Source organism: Shewanella kaireitica, from assembly GCF_023284045.1.
Taxonomy (GTDB): domain Bacteria; phylum Pseudomonadota; class Gammaproteobacteria; order Enterobacterales; family Shewanellaceae; genus Shewanella; species Shewanella kaireitica.
Map to the genome: position 1 here is coordinate 247,722 of NZ_JAKIKQ010000005.1, position 16,802 is coordinate 264,523.

At 44.6% G+C, this 16,802-nt stretch carries 17 protein-coding genes; 11 read left to right on the plus strand and 6 right to left on the minus strand.

The features are described 5' to 3' along the window. Positions 1 to 13: 13 nt before the first annotated feature. Positions 14 to 475, minus strand: a complete 462-nt coding sequence (locus L2730_RS09705) for a NanQ anomerase/TabA/YiaL family protein (protein ID WP_248974401.1) — start codon at positions 473 to 475, stop codon at positions 14 to 16. Positions 476 to 560: 85 nt separating this feature from the next. Further along, on the minus strand, positions 561 to 989 hold the full coding sequence (locus L2730_RS09710; protein WP_248974402.1) for a hypothetical protein: 429 nt from the start codon (positions 987 to 989) through the stop codon (positions 561 to 563). An 87-nt stretch (positions 990 to 1,076) separates the two neighbouring features. Between L2730_RS09710 and L2730_RS09715 the strand changes: the two genes are divergently transcribed. The 3 genes from L2730_RS09715 (at position 1,077) to L2730_RS09725 (ending at position 3,843) form a co-directional block, all read left to right on the plus strand. Continuing rightward, the gene (locus L2730_RS09715) at positions 1,077 to 2,132 is read left to right on the plus strand and encodes an alpha/beta hydrolase (RefSeq protein WP_248974403.1); all 1,056 of its coding nucleotides are present in this window, start codon (positions 1,077 to 1,079) and stop codon (positions 2,130 to 2,132) included. A 160-nt stretch (positions 2,133 to 2,292) separates the two neighbouring features. Beyond that, entirely contained in the window at positions 2,293 to 2,880 is a 588-nt protein-coding gene (locus L2730_RS09720) for an LON peptidase substrate-binding domain-containing protein (protein WP_248974404.1), read from the plus strand. 45 nt (positions 2,881 to 2,925) lie between these two features. Beyond that, positions 2,926 to 3,843, plus strand: a complete 918-nt coding sequence (locus tag L2730_RS09725) for a pseudouridine synthase (protein ID WP_248974405.1) — start codon at positions 2,926 to 2,928, stop codon at positions 3,841 to 3,843. Between the two features lie 2 nt (positions 3,844 to 3,845). On the opposite strand, the gene L2730_RS09730 is transcribed toward L2730_RS09725, so the two are convergent. Beyond that, positions 3,846 to 5,765: an alkaline phosphatase D family protein gene (locus L2730_RS09730; protein ID WP_248974406.1), complete on the minus strand. Its 1,920-nt coding sequence runs from the start codon at positions 5,763 to 5,765 to the stop codon at positions 3,846 to 3,848. Positions 5,766 to 5,867: 102 nt separating this feature from the next. On the opposite strand from L2730_RS09730, the gene L2730_RS09735 reads away from it, so the two are divergent. From L2730_RS09735 to L2730_RS09750, 4 genes are all read left to right on the plus strand, one after another. Beyond that, positions 5,868 to 6,779: a dTDP-4-dehydrorhamnose reductase family protein gene (locus L2730_RS09735; protein ID WP_248974407.1), complete on the plus strand. Its 912-nt coding sequence runs from the start codon at positions 5,868 to 5,870 to the stop codon at positions 6,777 to 6,779. A 14-nt stretch (positions 6,780 to 6,793) separates the two neighbouring features. Beyond that, entirely contained in the window at positions 6,794 to 8,107 is a 1,314-nt protein-coding gene (locus L2730_RS09740; protein ID WP_248974408.1) for a sensor histidine kinase, read from the plus strand. After that, positions 8,104 to 8,640, plus strand: a complete 537-nt coding sequence (locus L2730_RS09745; protein ID WP_248974409.1) for a response regulator transcription factor — start codon at positions 8,104 to 8,106, stop codon at positions 8,638 to 8,640. Before L2730_RS09740 ends, L2730_RS09745 begins: the two co-directional genes overlap by 4 nt. A 213-nt stretch (positions 8,641 to 8,853) precedes the next feature. Continuing rightward, entirely contained in the window at positions 8,854 to 9,831 is a 978-nt protein-coding gene (locus tag L2730_RS09750) for a sensor domain-containing diguanylate cyclase (RefSeq protein ID WP_248974410.1), read from the plus strand. A gap of 81 nt (positions 9,832 to 9,912) precedes the next feature. Here L2730_RS09750 and L2730_RS09755 read toward each other — a convergent pair whose 3' ends face one another. Beyond that, positions 9,913 to 11,964, minus strand: a complete 2,052-nt coding sequence (locus tag L2730_RS09755; RefSeq protein ID WP_248974411.1) for a TonB-dependent receptor — start codon at positions 11,962 to 11,964, stop codon at positions 9,913 to 9,915. Between the two features lie 353 nt (positions 11,965 to 12,317). Here L2730_RS09755 and L2730_RS09760 point away from each other — a divergent pair, with 353 nt between their 5' ends. Further along, positions 12,318 to 12,728 (plus strand): cupin domain-containing protein, encoded by a 411-nt coding sequence (locus tag L2730_RS09760; protein ID WP_248974412.1) that lies wholly within the window; start codon positions 12,318 to 12,320, stop codon positions 12,726 to 12,728. Positions 12,729 to 12,730: 2 nt separating this feature from the next. Then, on the plus strand, positions 12,731 to 12,943 hold the full coding sequence (locus L2730_RS09765; protein WP_248974413.1) for a DUF3955 domain-containing protein: 213 nt from the start codon (positions 12,731 to 12,733) through the stop codon (positions 12,941 to 12,943). Positions 12,944 to 12,960: 17 nt separating this feature from the next. Here the strand turns inward: L2730_RS09765 and L2730_RS09770 are convergent, their stop codons facing one another. Then, complete coding sequence (locus tag L2730_RS09770) at positions 12,961 to 13,875, minus strand: LysR family transcriptional regulator (protein WP_248974414.1); 915 nt, start codon at positions 13,873 to 13,875, stop codon at positions 12,961 to 12,963. Between the two features lie 102 nt (positions 13,876 to 13,977). Between L2730_RS09770 and L2730_RS09775 the strand changes: the two genes are divergently transcribed. Both L2730_RS09775 and L2730_RS09780 read left to right on the plus strand, forming a co-directional pair. Then, positions 13,978 to 14,379 carry a VOC family protein gene (locus L2730_RS09775; RefSeq protein WP_248974415.1) on the plus strand — a complete coding sequence of 134 codons (402 nt, stop codon included), beginning with the start codon at positions 13,978 to 13,980 and terminating at the stop codon, positions 14,377 to 14,379. Continuing rightward, positions 14,376 to 15,470, plus strand: coding sequence for an alkene reductase (locus L2730_RS09780; protein ID WP_248974416.1), 1,095 nt, complete (start codon positions 14,376 to 14,378; stop codon positions 15,468 to 15,470). The genes L2730_RS09775 and L2730_RS09780 overlap by 4 nt, the downstream gene beginning before the upstream one ends. A gap of 92 nt (positions 15,471 to 15,562) precedes the next feature. Here the strand turns inward: L2730_RS09780 and L2730_RS09785 are convergent, their stop codons facing one another. Continuing rightward, positions 15,563 to 16,711 carry a putative sulfate/molybdate transporter gene (locus L2730_RS09785; protein WP_248974417.1) on the minus strand — a complete coding sequence of 383 codons (1,149 nt, stop codon included), beginning with the start codon at positions 16,709 to 16,711 and terminating at the stop codon, positions 15,563 to 15,565. Positions 16,712 to 16,802: the final 91 nt, after the last annotated feature.

The window sequence follows — 16,802 nt, forward strand, 5'->3', positions numbered from 1 at the left end:
CTATTTATTCGCGTTAAATTTTAACTTTAATAACCACTTTACGAACCTGTTGAGGCGTAGCGCTGGTGCCGGGCATATGCATATCTTGTGGGAAGAACAGTGCAAACATACCTGCTTTTAGAGGGATAAATGCAGCAGCTTCTTTATTGGGTAGATAGTCATATTCAGCATAATCATGCTTGGCAAAATAAGGCTTTGATGGCGTTTGGTCAGCTAGCGGCAGGTAGCCAAACTCCTCCTCTCCACTAACAACATATTGCACATCAATGTATTGCTGGTGTACTTCGAAAGGCTCAATTTCTCTAGGTTTAGTTTGGTAATCATTGACGATAACAAATAGGTTTTTGCCATCTAGTTCATAACTGCCAACTTCAAGTTGGCTAAAATCTGTTTCAGCAAGGTGCGCTAGTGCCTTTGCTATACGTGGACTAATGTGGCTGTACAAATCGCGGTTAGCTAAGGTATCTACAATCATAATCTTCTCGTTAATAGGGTCGCTTAACTCAGCTATCTAACTGAGTTTAAGACTTCAATACAGGGAAGTTTAGCGCTAATGGCCGCTAGGCGATACAGGAGTTCACTTCAAACTCGATGCCTTTAGATTCAAAAGCCTGTTTGAGCTTGGCAGCCATTGAGGACTTAGGTTTGAGTGGGAAGTTGATCTTGCCACTGCTTGAATGGATAAATAGATGATCGCCGAGTAAGCGCACTGAATCGATATCTTGATAATTTAGCGTTAATGTTTGTGGTATTGAGGTCTCAGATTTAACCATCATTTTGATAAAAGTGACTTCAGCGGTGGCAAAAATAATCCGTTGAGTCCATAGCAGATGAATGAGCCAGAAAGTGGAGAGAACTAGGTTAACTAGTATGAAGTAATCCCAAATATCATTGTCATTGCGTAAATAAATCGCCATAAAAGCGATGACGATAGCAATAAGCACAAAGCCTGCTTTTTGAAAGGGTTTAATCACCGTCGCATTTTCCATAACACTTCCTTGTTGCTTCCATTAAGCATCAAGTTTACGGTACTGATTATGTAAAACAAAAGTTAATTATTGTTTATTGAGGTGAGTGTGTCTTCTCTACGATTTATTGCGGGTCCAAAGGCCTTTAAAACATTGAGTGAAAATGGCTTAAAACCTGAGTTATTTAGCCAACTATTAGCTGCATCCGGTGGTCCTAAATGGATTGGGATTGCCGGATTAGATAAGTATCTTTTTGGTGAGTTTTTTAAGTCACATCGCCAACCTTTACATACTTTAGGGGCTTCATCTGGTGCTTGGCGGTTAGCGTGTTTGGCTCAGAATAATCCGCTGGCAGCCTACCAACGGCTAGAAGAGCTGTATATCGGGCAACGTTATGACACTAAACCCACTGCAGTTGAGGTATCTGAGCAAGTTAAAGGGATCCTTGCTGGGCTCTTAGGTAGCCAAGGCGCCAGTGAAATAGTCTCAAATCCTTTTGTTAATAGTCATTATATTGCCTGTCGCGGTCGTCATTTAAACCGTGTTGCGAATAAAGCCTCACTTGCAGCGGGGCTTGCGACCGCTGCGGCGACTAACTTTGTCAGTCGTAAAACGTTAGCTTGGCATTTTGAGCGCTACGTATTTGGGGTTGAGCCGTCACAATCTCCTTTTGCTAACCTTAGCGATCTACCTAGCCAATTTTGTGGATTGTCTAAAGACAACATTCAGCAAGTCTTGTTAGCAACAGGATCTATCCCTTGGGTGTTAGCTCCCGTGACAGAGATTAAAGGAGCGCCTAACGGTCATTACTATGATGGTGGCATTACTGACTATCATTTTGACCTGCCGCTTAATAAGCCGAAAGGGCTGACGCTTTACCCTCACTTTTTCCCCAGGATGTCACCAGGCTGGTTCGATAAGTCGCTACGTCGTCGAGATGCAAAGCATAATTATGATAATGCGCTAATCTTGGCACCAACAGATGCTTACTTAGCAAGTTTACCCTACGCAAAACTGCCTGATCGAAATGATTTCTCTCATTTTGATAGCGACTCTAGAATTAAATATTGGCGTAAAGCAGCTGTAATGAGCCAGGTGCTAGCGGATAATTTAGCTGATGTTATCGCTAAGCAATCTATAGCTGAGCACATAGAATTACTCTAGATTTCTGCGCCAAATTGTAATAAATCTTCGATAATACCTGTCTAATAAGTGAGCAGGGTTGTTAAAAAGCCTTGTGGCTGAAATTTAACCAGCTGCTACACTTTAGCTTTATTGACGATCGTCAAAAAGATGGTCTGACCTACCTATTTTGGAGGTTATTATGCGGACAGAAGAGATGGCGTTATTAACGCACGATACTTTACTGTTACCTGAAGGCAGGGTAGAGATCCGTGTGGTCGATCCTGCCTATTTGAGCATAATAGCTGAAGTGCTCAAGCTGCACTACCCACTGGTTTTTGGCGTCAGTAAAGCTAACAGTCAGCCTCCCTGCTATGAGATGGCAACTCAGTGTGAAATTATTGATTTTAACCAGTTGGATGACGATTCTCTTGGGATTGTATTAGAGGGAAAGCAGCGGGTGAAAATCTTGTCGGCTGCGCAACGTCGTGATGGTGTGTGGATTAGCAGGACTTTAGCGTGTAATAACTGGCAACAAGAACCCATTATCGGTGAGTTTGAGTTGATAAGTGCAGCGTTAGAGCAATTTTATGAGGTAAACCCCGACCTATTTGGTTTATATGAAAATGACATACACCTAGAGGATGCAACCTGGGTCAGTCAGCGTTGGTTGGAGGTGCTACCTTTATACAATAAAGACAAGCTACGACTCATGAATCAGCCTAATTGCCATAAAACCATGAATTTTGTGCTGGAACTTATTAAGTCTCATGCGAGTGCTATAAGCTAGTTTTTGCTAGAATAGCGCTCTGTTTAGGTTACTGTAACAAATCCTATGAGCCAATCTGTCCGCGCCGCCCAAGCTTCCTATATTGTGTTGCCTGAAACTGTTACCGATAAACCAACAGTGTTGAGCTTTCTCGTGAGCCACTTTAAAGCGATTGCAGAAACGACTTGGATTGATCGTATCGAAAACGGCAAAGTCCATTGGCGCGATGGTGAGTTAATTACTTTAGAGAGTGAGTTTGTTCCCCGTGCCCGAGTCTATTATTACCGTGAAGTGCAGCAAGAGTCCTTGATCCCTTTCGAGGAGAAGGTATTACTGCAAAATGAACAGATCATTATCGCTTTTAAACCACATTTTCTCGCAGTTAATCCCAGTGGTAATTTTGTCAACGAGTGTTTAGTCAATCGGCTGAGGATCAAAACAGCAAATGAGCAGATCGTGGCCAGCCATCGACTCGACCGCGCCACCGCAGGGCTGATGTTGCTATCGCTTAAAGCTGATACGCGGCATGATTATCATCAACTATTCAAAACCGGCAATATCACTAAAACTTATCAAGCTATTGCTAAGCTTTCTGATGAGCTAATGGCAAAAATAGCGGCGGATACTTTAGTACTGCCAATGAGTTGGACAGTGAAAAATCGACTTGTGAAAGCTGACCCCAGCTTTATGATGAAAATCGGCATAGGTGAGCCTAATAGCCATTCTGAAATTACGTTGCTGCAGGTTAAAGGGGAGTTCGGGCTATTTGAACTGACCCCTGTAACCGGGCGAACGCATCAACTGCGTGTACATATGATGAGCTTAGGTATGCCCATCTTAAATGATAGGCTTTATCCGGAGCTGCTTGATAAAGCCGCCGATGATTTTGACAATCCATTAAAGCTGATGGCCAAAAGACTAGCATTTACCGACCCACTAACTGCTGAGCACATTGATATCAGTTGTGATGGTTTTTTGTTGTAGGATTAGCTGCGCCTAGGCGGCAAAAACTCGGTTTCACTCATGTCTGCGTGCAGCACCGCAATCTTAGTCGGGGCGCCATTAGCGGCCAATTCAACTTGACCAATGCCACTCTTATTCATTAAGCGTTGGCTACGGGCGCCGTTAGGACGACGGCCACGGATCGACATACGTTTGCGCTTAGTGAAGAAGTTTAGCGGTGAGAAATGACCATATAACCAGCCATTAAATTTGTCGAAGTAGGGCAGTAATTTTTCTGGGAACTGGTTTTTAATACCACTACAGGTGATCTGATATATCGCAGGGCCAGCATCTCTAAAACGGATACTAATATCGTAGCTGAATGAGTAGTGCACATCGCCAGAAAGAATGACGAATTGCTCTGGTGTTTTACGGTGCTGAAAAATACTTAACAGTGTATTGGCCGTACCAGGGTGCGCCATCCAGTTTTCGGCATCAACCAGTAATGAAGCGCCGCAAAAGGTCGCCATTCTCTGCACTGTTTCAATCAGTTTTACCCCATACATCGGTGCTGGAGATACTATTATCACATTGGGTTGATTAACAAGCTCCGCCTGAAATTCCATCAATGCTTCCCAATCCATTAGGCCTGATGGTTTGCCAAGGTTGGACTCACTGCGCCAGCGGCGGGTACGGGTGTCGAGCACAATTATTTTTGGGCTGGTTTGTAAGCTGTAGTGCCAGTCTTCAAAACGGAGTAATTCGTCGATAAGTTGATCTTGAGCGGCACTCTTTTCTGCAGAACCCTCTTGAGTTGAGGTTTCTCGCTCGTTAAAAAACGCATCTAACAGCGGGCGCACATCAGCATCAAATTTCGTTGGCGCATTGCCTAGTCCTTGAAACAGGGTATAGGCGACAAGTGCATTGCCTATGATCCGTTTAGATAAAGGGTGGTTATAAGCTGCCATCTCCCATCTGGCTGTGAGATTCCAATCATCAGTGACATCATGATCGTCGAAAATCATATAGGTCGGCAGGTGGGCAAATAAACGCCTGACTTGTTGTAAGCCACTTTTGAATTCGAGCAGATGAGTCCATTCTCGCTGCCAGCGCTGAGTGTTAGCTTTGCTAAGGCCGCTCACCTCTTTAGGGATATCAATGAGATCCCATAGCTCTGGCGACCAACTGAGTAGATAAAGTGCGATGAGTTCATTGAGGCTAACTAAATGGTTTTCAGCGATGGACGAGGTAAATATAGGATGATTAATATACCAACGCTTGATGGCTGTTTTTGCCTTGTATTGAGTTTTGGGCAATAGATTTAGATGGCGTTGATACATAGCAGCAGGCTGGTAACTTATCTGCTCACTACTGGCTAGGCTGCAGTCGCTAAACTGCTCTTGATTTAAACCTAACAGAGTGATGACTTGCCCTATGGCGTAGAGCATCGGTCCCGCTATATCATCGACATAGACTTGATCGCCACTTAGCATCAGTAACGCAGGTCGTTGTTGTGGAGTGTCTAATTGAGCCAGCTGTGTATCAGCAGCAACTAGTGCATCACCGCTATGATGATGCGGGTTGCGACATGAGCCGTGAAGTAGATTGTCGACTTGCGGCTTAATAATGAACTCTATCTCACTTTTATCGGCATAAGTCAGTTCATCAACATCAGCAAACAGATCAGTATATTGCGCACTACCAAGTTGATAGCTTAATACAGTGTCGTTGGGTAGTAGTTCTGGCTGTGAAACGCGGATTAGATATTGATACGCCCCTTGCCCCAGTTTTATTACGTGAACCTCATCACTGCTAAGCTTTCGCTCAAAACCGGCGTTGATTATCGCCAAATGCAGCTGTGATAACCGTTCACGGCTAACGAACCACAAGGTAAAATGTTGCTGATCGCAGTGGCGCAAACTGGGGCCTGCAATAATGAGTGGCAATGCGTTTTCAAGCGACATTAAAGAGTTCTTTAGTGAAAAGTAATTAATAGCCACAATAAACCAGTGCTTAGATGAAGAAAAGCCCTTAAGCTAACCAAGCGTTAATTCAAGGAGTGACACATGGTTAAGGTGATGGTAACCGGAGCAACAGGTTTATTAGGGCGTGCAGTGGTGGCTGAGCTCGAAGCTCAAGCTGATTTTGAAGTCTTGGCCTGTGGTTACAGACGTGCAGTGCAAGGCATACATAGATTAGATCTGACCCATTCTTCGCAAGTCACAGCATTTATTGAAACTCATCAACCTGATGTGGTTATTCACTGCGCTGCGGAGCGTCGTCCTGATGTTTCTGAGCAAAATCCTGCCGCCGCATTGGCGCTCAATGCTGATGCTACGCGCTCGCTTACCCTGGCTGCTAGTCAGTCCGGTGCTTGGCTATTATACATTTCAACCGATTATGTTTTTGACGGTACATCACCGCCATACCATGAACATTCAGAGACTAATCCGGTGAATTTTTATGGTGACTCTAAGCGGCAAGGCGAAATGATAGTCACAGAGGCTAAGCAAGGCTTTGCTATTTTGCGTTTGCCTATTCTTTATGGCGCTGTAGAAACGCTGCCAGAATCTGCAGTGATGATATTGCTCAAGCAGCTGCTTGATAAAAATGAGCAGCTTGTTGATGATTGGGCTGTGCGCAGTCCGACCTCTACTGCAGACATCGCTTGCGCGATAGCGAAAATGATTCACTTACAAATAACCGGTGAATGCTTATCTGGTCACTATCATTTTAGTGCTAGTGGCACCATGAGTAAGTATCAGATGTTGTTAGCCATGGGCGATTTGTTTGGTCTAAGTACCGAGCACCTCAAACCCGTGACCTGCCCCACAGATAGTGCAAAACGCCCCCATGATTGCAGCTTAAGTTGTGAGAGACTTGCCAGTTTATCTATTCAAAGCAACGTAATGTTTAATTCTGGAATTGAAAAAGCGCTGCAGCAGTCACCAGCAGTAATGGCTCTACTCAAAAAATAAAAGAACAGTGATTAATGATAAATTCAAAATTAAAGAATCCTTTCAGTAGCTTATTTCATAGTAATTTCGGTGCCACGGATCAGTTAGCCTTGCTGCGTATTGCTGGATTGTTATTAAAGCTGGGACTGACGTTTTTTGCTGCAGAAACCTTTGGCCTTTCGTTAAGCAGTCCTGTTTTGTATTGGGGCATGTGCCTAGAAGCTATGTATCTGGCATTCACGTTTAGGTTACGTGAGCCCATTGCCCGTACCGAGTCAGGGTTATTTATTGTGTTACTGCTAGACACTATTTTTTGGATCTCTTGGCTCTATTTTACCGGCGGTGCGACTAACGCATTTATCTCTTTACTGTTATTACCCATTGCAATCGCTGCGATAACGCTGCCTAAGTGGGCTCCATGGTCACTGACATTACTGTCGACAGTCGTCTATAGCTTGATGATCTTCTCGGTGCCAGAGAGCCAGATGAAGCATCATGGTATGGACATGAGCTCTCATTATTTAGGTATGTGGTTTAACTTTCTTATCTCCTCTTTAGTGCTAACGACCAGTGTTGCGTATATTGCGCAGCGGATGCGCAAGCAAGATGTCGAGTTAAGCTTTATGCGAGAAGCACAGTTGCGGCAGGAGAAACTGCTCGCTCTTGGCACCGCTTCAGCTCAAATGGCACACCAGCTAGCAACTCCACTGTCGAGCCTGCGCTTGCTGGTTGATGAGGTTGTAGAGGAGGCTCCTGCGCAAGATAGTAACCTTAAACCCATTTTGTCCGAAATGGACAGTGCACTGCTTCGTTGTGAGCAGACTTTGCATTCACTGCGTGCAACAACTGAGTCTATTCGAGAACAAAAACAAACAGTGCTCAGCGCCAATCAATTACTCAATACCTTAAAACAGCAAGTGCTGCTACTGATGCCGAAAGTGAAGTTAGAGTTAACGCTAATGGATGAATCTAACGCTGATTCTCATATGGGCATTGTTACCGATGCGAGCTTGTTGCCTGCATTGATGTCACTAGTGGAAAATGCGGCAAGCGCAAGTTTGGCTGAAATCGGAGAGGAGCGAGTGAGTGTGTCCGTGTTAGTCGCAAATCAAAGCCAGCGACTGTGCATTTTAGTGAAAGACCATGGCGTCGGTATTCCTAAGAAAATGCATGCCCAGCTCGGACAAGAGTTAATTGAAAGCGAACAAGGTATGGGGATGGCATTGCTGTTAAGTCATGCCAGTTTTGAGCGCTTAGGAGGGAGACTATTACTGGCAGGGCTTCCTGAAGGTGGCACCGTTGCTGAAGTGAGTTTTCCAATGCAGAAAAGCGCAGAGGCAACGGCATGAACCGATTACTCATTATTGAAGATGATGTTGCATTGGCAGCAATATTAACCAGGCGTATGAGCAAGCAGGGATTTGAGTGCCAGCAGTGCCATGATGCCAGTCAAGGTTTGTTGTTGGCACGTCAATTTAAACCGACTCATGTACTACTCGACATGAAGTTGGAGCAAGAAAATGGTCTTAAACTCATCTCTCCATTACGGCAATTGCTGCCCAATGTCATTATGGTGCTATTAACGGGTTATGCCAGCATTGCCACTGCAGTTGAAGCTATTCGCCTTGGTGCGGACAATTATTTGGCAAAACCTGTCGATACTCAAACTTTACTGAATGCACTCTCTGTGACTCCAGCAGATACCGTAGTCGAGGCTTTGCAGGAGCAGCCATTGTCAGCTAAAAGGGTTGAGTGGGAACATATTCAGCAAGTGTTAACAGCTAATAATGGCAATGTTTCTGCGACCGCTCGGCAGTTAGGTATGCATAGGCGTACCTTGCAGCGTAAGCTACTGAAAAAACCAGTGGTGGATCATCGGTAAGTCATATTGGCGAGTAAGCAGTTGTCGCGAAGTAATTTGTTGAGTCGTCATTGCAAATTGTTAATGCTGCGATTGAATTGTCTGGTCACACCTGTGGTTTTTTGAACTGCAAACTTTAATTATATTGGATCAATCTGTTGCTGGGTAAGCTATGCTGACACGAGGTGAAAGTTAATAATAATAACGATGGCTCATCTTGATACGGAGTAGTCTATGACCAAAAATGCAGTTTTCAATACTGATTCCTTTTTACTTGAAGATCCGAACGAGCTTATCTCAACCGACAAATGGCAAAAAACGGTCAATCTACTTGCCAAGCTTTTTGATGCCCCAGCCAGTTTTTTAGTGCAATACACCCAAAAAGGTTTTCAGGTCACTATCGCCAGTGAGCAAGAGTCTAATCCCTATCCAGCAGGCATTATCATTGAACCCGAAGTTAATATTTTTTGTCGTCGTATCGTCGAAACACGTCAGCAACTATATGTGAGCAATGCACTGTTAGATAGTTGTTGGGATAGTAACCCCGAAGTACACAATGACGGTTTTAGATCTTACCTCGGGGTACCAGTATTTTGGCCTAGTGGTGAGCCATTTGGTACCTTCTGCGTCATGGATTATAAAGAGACCGATTACCAAACAGCCTACCTTGAACTTATTCGTCATCTTAGAGATATTCTAGAGTCTGATCTGTCGCTAATCGGTGCTTACGCCGAAATGCAGAAATTGGCGATTACCGATCCTCTTTCAGGGGTAAACAATCGTCGTGGTTTTAATATTCTTGCTGAACAACGTATTAAACTAGCTCAAAGAACGAAGAGCCAACTTGGGCTTTTATATTTAGATGTTGATAACTTTAAAGCGATAAATGATGAGCATGGTCATGGTGTTGGTGATGATGTGATCACCCTAATTGGTATGGTTTTAACTCAGTCTGTACGGCAGTCGGATGTGATAGGACGTATTGGTGGTGATGAGTTTGTCGCCTTGGTTATGTATGATGAAGAAGAGGAAATTGCCAGCGTAAAACATCGGATTGCTGCGGCTTTTTGTTCCCATCATCAGCTTGAAAGGTTACCGGCGTTTACTGTTTCGGTAGGTATTACGGCCGCTAACCCCTCAGCGTCAATTAGCGAACTTCTGGATATCGCAGATAAAGATATGCTGCAAAGAAAGCGGAAAGTAATGGATTAAAAAAGTCCCCGAGACAGAGGAGTCAGCTCGGGGCAAAGATGGGCGCAGTGGAGTGCTCCCTGTTAATAACTCTGTTTGACTTTAAAAGCGATACTCTCCAGTAAGCCAAGCATTGAGGCCAGCACCTGGCATGCGTTGTCCTGGTGTGAGATCGCCCCCCATAACGCGGTTGTAAGCGGCTAAATGATCTGCATATTCGGTATCAAATAGATTATCCACGCCCGCTTTTATTAACCAGCTATCGGCATCAAAGCCTACAGCGATGTTGATCAAAGCATAGCCAGCAGAAATTTGCTCTAATTGAGATTCAGAGACATCGTTTTGAGCCGAGACGGCTAACGTCTCTATGCGGGCTGTCCAGTTATTCAGCTGATAGTTAATACCAACATTTACTTTTGGTGGGCTTACTCTATAAAGGTTGTCGTCTATATCTCTGCGCTCACCTTTGACATAGCTGGCATTCATATCGACCAGCCAGTTAGAACTGATCTGATAACTGGCCGTGAGGTCCATACCGTAGAGCTGTGCATCGACATTAGCAAATTGCATCGGGTTGTCGTTACCCATCATTTGCGCCGCCATAATCACAGCGGGATCGGTCGCTGCAACACCTTGAATATAATCATCAATACGTTGAAAAAAGATGCGTGGGTTAACGCTAAAACTTTCAGTTTGAAACTCACTACCAAGCTCAATTTGATAGGCTGTTTCTAGATCAAGATCCATTTGACCTACATAGGTGCGCCCATCCGCCAAACCGCCTGTAGACTGCATCGGCACCCATAAATAACGCTGCTGATAACTAGCGCTATCTTGCTTTCTCGCCAGTCCTACAATCCAGCTCAATTGCTCGGTTTGTGCATAACGGCCATTTATGACCAGATCGAGTCCTGTTTGTGACTGCGATCTGTCGGCATTGTTATATCTATCCATTAATACTTTTATTGCTGGCATAGAGCCTGCCATGGAATGATTTACTTCATCAGCATCGGTTTGATAATGCTTAACTCGAGCGCCTAACTCCCATTGCCATTGGTTAATATCTTGCTGCCATTGGGCAAAAGCACTATAAGTGTTATCGATCACGGCGTTGAAATTATCAACTTCGAACATAGGTTTTGTTGGATCGCTAATCACTGAGTTATGTTCACTCAATTGACTATCTAAGCCAAACAGCCAACTATTTTTGGCAAATGTTAATGTAGCATCGTAGCTCTGGCTTTCTGCGTTGTTATAGCGGGCATTCATGGTTGGCATTTTCATGCGCTCGCTAAAGTTATCCATTCCATGTCTGGCATCGCTATATGCCAGGTGCCAATTCAGCTCCCAATCATTGATGTCATGGTTGCCCTCAAACTTGACTCTATCTGTTTTAATAAAGTCGATATCCATTGGCAGTGCAGGAGTGCCAGCATCAGTGGTTTCTAAATGCTGATAACCGATGGCGATGGAGTCATTGCTGCTAGCGTCACCGAGGTGGTAACGATATTGACCACCAAACATATTCTTATCATAAGCGGTGGGTGAGATAGTTTGGTCGCCACCAGTGGTTACATTCTCATTGCCGTTGAGCAGATCGGCATACACTAAGACTGCGTGTTGTTCATTGGCAAAATTGCCTTTAGCACCGATATGGCTTCGCTGGCCATTGTCTTGGTATTGAGCTGCTACTTTGCCGCTGATTTCCTCAAAACTCGCTTGGGATTCAATTACCTGTACGCTACCACCAAGGGTGTTAGTTCCGGCGGAGACAGGGGCAATTCCGCGTGTCATCTCTAGCCGTTCGGTGAGTATTAAGCTGGCGTAACTTAGCGGAGTATCCATGGCATTTGGACCCGCACTTGATAGGGTCATGCCATTCACTTTGGTGTTGACTCTATCGCCGTATAAACCACGATACTGGGCGATGCCTGTAAGAGGTCCGTTGCCATTGACTGACGCACCTGGGAGATTGTTAAGCAAGCCACTGATATCTGTTTGAGGTGTAGCGGCCTCAGGGGTTACCGCACTGTAGCTACCTTGGTGCTGTCCGGTGACTTCAATGACTTCAAAGCCGGTATCATCGGCGAACGAGTGTAACGGAAATAGCGCAGTAATAATGGAAAGTGAAACGAAAGATAAATGCAACTTCATAATAATGTTGTTATTTTGTTTTGTGTGCTGCAGATGGTGTCAGGATGGTTTATACCTGACAAAGCTAAATCAGTAATCTGCGACACCATGTCGCAGGTAAGCTGTTAAAGCAGTTGTATAACGGACACTCGCCATGTGTTGCTTCGTACAAAAGTTGTTTTGTTGGTGATTAAATTGAATTAATTTGGATTAGAGTTGAGTTGCTCCCATAGTGGATCTAGGTATGCTAGTTAATGCGCAGAGCGACAAGGTAAGCTCTCTAAATAGTCATATTGTTTCAGACTGTTCTTTTAGTGCATCGCTTTTGAGTTCAAGAAGGCGTTTATGGATATAAATTAAAGGGAATATTTAGCATGTTGAAATCGGTATTATTGGCTTTAATGTTTGTAGCGAGCTCTGGCAATGCGGCAACCTCGAAATATCTGATTAAATCGACTCAATCATGGAATGGCAATGAGCTGCCCGCTTATGCGTTAGCTCAGCCGGAAGTCACAATTAAAGAGATCATCATTGCGCCGGGTGAAAAGCTACCTTGGCATCAACACCCAGTTATAAATGCCGGGATTTTGTTAAGCGGCGAGCTAGTAGTACAAACTCGCGAAGGCAAAAAGTTACATCTCAAAGCGGGAGATACACTTATTGAACTGGTCAATACCTCTCATACCGGACAAAATATCAGTAACGAACCCGCTAAAATTGTGGTTTTTTATCTGGCTGAACAAGGTGAGAAAGTGACCGTGTTAGATCATGAACATAAGGAATAACCATGAAGCTGTTACAACAGTTTTGGCTATCAATCGTGTTGTTAGTTTTAGCGCTACTGGCATCGATTAGCTATCAAGTTATTGGTATATCAATTGATAGCAATGGCTTGTTGAACGAACCATTTGGATTAATCCCAGTAGCATGGCTTTGTCTGTTTTCAGCTATCTTTTCTGCGGCAGTGACCTTGTTTCGGCGTGACATCTTAAAAAGATAGTCTTTGATTAAGTGTGCTTAGTTAGGGCAAGGGTACTGCGCTAGATAACTTTGTGATTTTTGTTTGAGAAAATCAATAGCACTGCGGACTTTATGGCTAGGGTAATCTGATTGTAGATACACCAGTTGCAGTGGGATCGGTTCCGCGAGTTGATCGGCAAACAGCACCACCAGTTCGCCTTGATGGACCTCTTTGGCGACATCAAACCAGCTTTTATAAGCAATTCCTTGGCCTGCTAGGGCCCAGTCTTTTATTACTGCGCCATCGTTACAACTTTTATCGGCAGTAACCGCAACTTCATACTGTTTACTCTTATGACTAAAGCGCCATTTTTGCCACGGTTCAACCCCTCTATTGAGTACCAGTACTTGGTGTTGCGGCAACTCTCTTGGATGAGTTGGCTGGCCATGTGTTTTCAAATACTCAGCAGAAGCAACCGCGACTCTTGGCATCATCGCCAGTTGACGACGCATTAAGTTGGAGTCCTCTAAGTGACCATAACGCAATGCCAGATGAACATTCTGGCCAATAAGATCTGTCATTTGATCAGCAAATAGTAGAGTAATTTTTAACTGCGGTGCCAAATTACAAAATTCATCGAGCCATTCACGCACAATATTCCGGCCCAGATCAGATGGCAGTGAAATCTTCAGCTCCCCTTTTAATTCTCCACGGTTATCAGCTAATGCATTATTAGCTCCCTCAAGCAGTTGAATAGCTTTACGGCCTGACTCAATAAAAAGTTGCCCCTCTTCAGTCAGTGTCATTTTTCGGGTGGATCGAGCGAATAGCACGCAATCTAATTTCTTTTCTAAACGCTGCAGTGCGGCGCTCGCGGCTGCGGGAGTCATGGCAAGTTCACGTCCGGCAGCTGAAACGCTATGAAGATCAGCAACGCGAATGGCTAGCTTAAGATCGTTAAGATGATACATATCAAATATTTTTTGAAAATGATTTTAATATTAGCCTAATTATCAAAATTAGTTAACAGTTCTAAACTGTTTAACATCATTTGAATCTTGAGATATCTGATCGTGGCAATCACATTTAATCATCTTAATTTGCTCACCACTAAAAATAGCGATGCTATTCATTTGCTAACAGAAGTGCTGGGGTTAACCGATGGTAGTCGTCCAAGGTTTCCCTTCAAGGGACAATGGTTATATCAAGGTGATGAAGCCTTAATCCATATTATTGAATCTGACGTGCCCCAGTGCAGCATGGGTCATGTCGCTTTCGATACCGATATGAGCTTAGAGGTGTTAACCCAAAAGTTACGGCGCAGTGGCATCAAACACAATATTCGGCAGGTACCTGATAGCAATGTAATACAAGTTTTTGTCCGTGCCGGAGAAGTGGTATTCGAATTGATCACCTTGGACACATCTAGTCAGCATAATTTCGACGTTTTTAGCCAACACCAGGAGCTAACATGAGCCTTTTTACCCCTTATCTAAAACCACAATTATCACTCACTAATCGTATGGTAATGGCGCCCATGACGCGTTCAAGAACCACCCAACCGGGTAATATCCCTAATGAGATGATGGCCACTTATTACGCTCAAAGAGCTTCAACCGGCTTAATCATTAGTGAGGCGACACAGATCTCTGATGATAGCCAAGGCTATTCATTTACCCCAGGCGTGTACACTCCTGAGCAGATAGCGGGTTGGCAAAAAGTGACATCGGCAGTGCACAATGCAGGTGGAAAAATATTTAACCAGCTTTGGCATGTTGGTCGAGTCTCACACCCGGTGTTTCAAGCTGGATCTGCACCTATGGCGCCATCAGCAATTAAGCCCACAGATACTCAAGTTTGGGTGGTCGATGAAACGCACCCTGAGGGACAGATGGTGGATTGCCCGACGCCAAGAGAGATGGGGCAAGTGGACATTGACCGCGTGGTGGCAGATTTTGCCCAAGCGGCTAAAAATTCGATTGATGCAGGCTTTGATGGCGTCGAGATCCACGGTGGAAATGGTTACTTGGTGGACCAGTATTTACGTACCAACTCCAACCATAGAACAGATGAATACGGTGGTTCGCCACTAAAACGGATTCAGTTTTTAGTTGATATTGTCACCGCAGTCAGTCGCAAAATAGGCTCTGATAAAATCGGTGTGAGACTCGCACCGTTTGTGACCTTTAAAGATATGGCTTGCCCTGAGATTGTTGATACGATTTTATTAGCAGCAGAATATCTAGGTCAGCAGGGGATTGCTTATATCCATCTTTCTGAAGCGGATTGGGATGATGCACCACAGATCCCAGACAGTTTTAGAATCAAGCTAAGACAGGTGTTCAGTGGCACCATTATTGTTGCTGGACGTTATGATGTTGAGCGTGCCAGTGCTGTTATTGAAAGAGGTTATGCAGATCTGGTTGCCTTTGGTCGCTCCTTTATTGCCAACCCCGATCTGCCTTATCGATTGCAGCATGAACTGCCACTGGCCAATTTCGATAAAGGCCCGCTGTTTGGTGGTGGAGCAGAAGGTTATATCGATTACCCTACTTTTGCAGGTTAAGGCAGCAATCAGACGTTGTTGTCGGCTATAACGTGTGGCTAAAGGTTAAAAAGGACGCCTATGCGTCCTTTCTACAATGAGTGGCATGATTCTCAGTGCTTCAAATCAGAATAAAGGTGCCATTGGCGCCGGCCCATCTCTAGTAACACTCCTACAGCAAGTCCAGCAGCAGTATTCACAATAAGGCAGATAGCTGCAGTTGATAGGATCACAAAAATACAGAAAGGTTTACCATCGATGAAACGTTTCGACCAGGCTAGTTGAGTGCCCGCAATAGCGAGCAAACTGCCCAAAACTGCAAGTGGGATCAGCGATAATATACTGGCAATGCCTTGCCCCCAAAATGCCGCAATGAGCAAACAGCTGGTTCCAAAGATAGTTGGCGCTAACCAAGTTCGCGCGCCAAAGTGATGCTGCACTGCAAGGCCGCCAGCGCCATGACACATAGCTGTAGCACCAAAAGGCGCGAGCAATAGATTTGCCCAGCCAGAGCTGGTGGCGAAGCGCTCTGGTGCAAACTTTTCTTTCGTATCTTGCGGGAATTTATCCTTGGCCATTGCTGAGGTGGCAATAACGGCATTGGTTAGCGTGAGTGCTAGCTGAGGTAGCACCAGTAAACCCGCAGCAGAACTCCACTCATCAATACTTGGCCAGCTAAACTGCCAAGCGCTATAACTCGATAGGTTAAAGCTCGGGGCTGTACCACTGTTAACCTGCCACACAATGCCTAGGGTAATCACTAAAGGCATAGCTAAATATCGCAGTGGTAGAAACTTGCTGCCAAACAGCAAGCCAAAGGCGATGAGTCCAATAAGCCATGTTTGGCTCATCATCTGTCCGCCCATCCAGATTAATTGAATACCAATGGCAAGCTGAATACCAATGCTGATAGCGGGAGAGAGCTGTTTTGCCATCCATTTAATCGCACCGCTATAAGCAAGTACGAGTAGGATAATCCCCATCATCATACCGCTAGCTTGCAGCATACCTGGTGTTAGACCCTGCGCGATGACTAGTGCAGTGATAACCTTCATTGGCTGAACTGGAATAGGGCGGCGATAGAAAAATGCGGTAAACAGTGCAAACAAACCAAAGCCCATGAAGATCCCTTGCGGGGAGAAATGGTTGAGGGCTATTAGCCCAAGCGCTAAAGGTAGAAAGGTGCCTAAATCGGCAAAGGCGCCACTAAACTCTCCTGAATATTGGTTAACACTATCAAATCGCTTGGTCTTACATGTCATATAGCTTGCCATGGGAAAAATACCCATTATCTATCGCAAGTTTGATGCCAGAAATTATGGTCTAAGCTAGCCGTAAAAACCGATTGAGTAA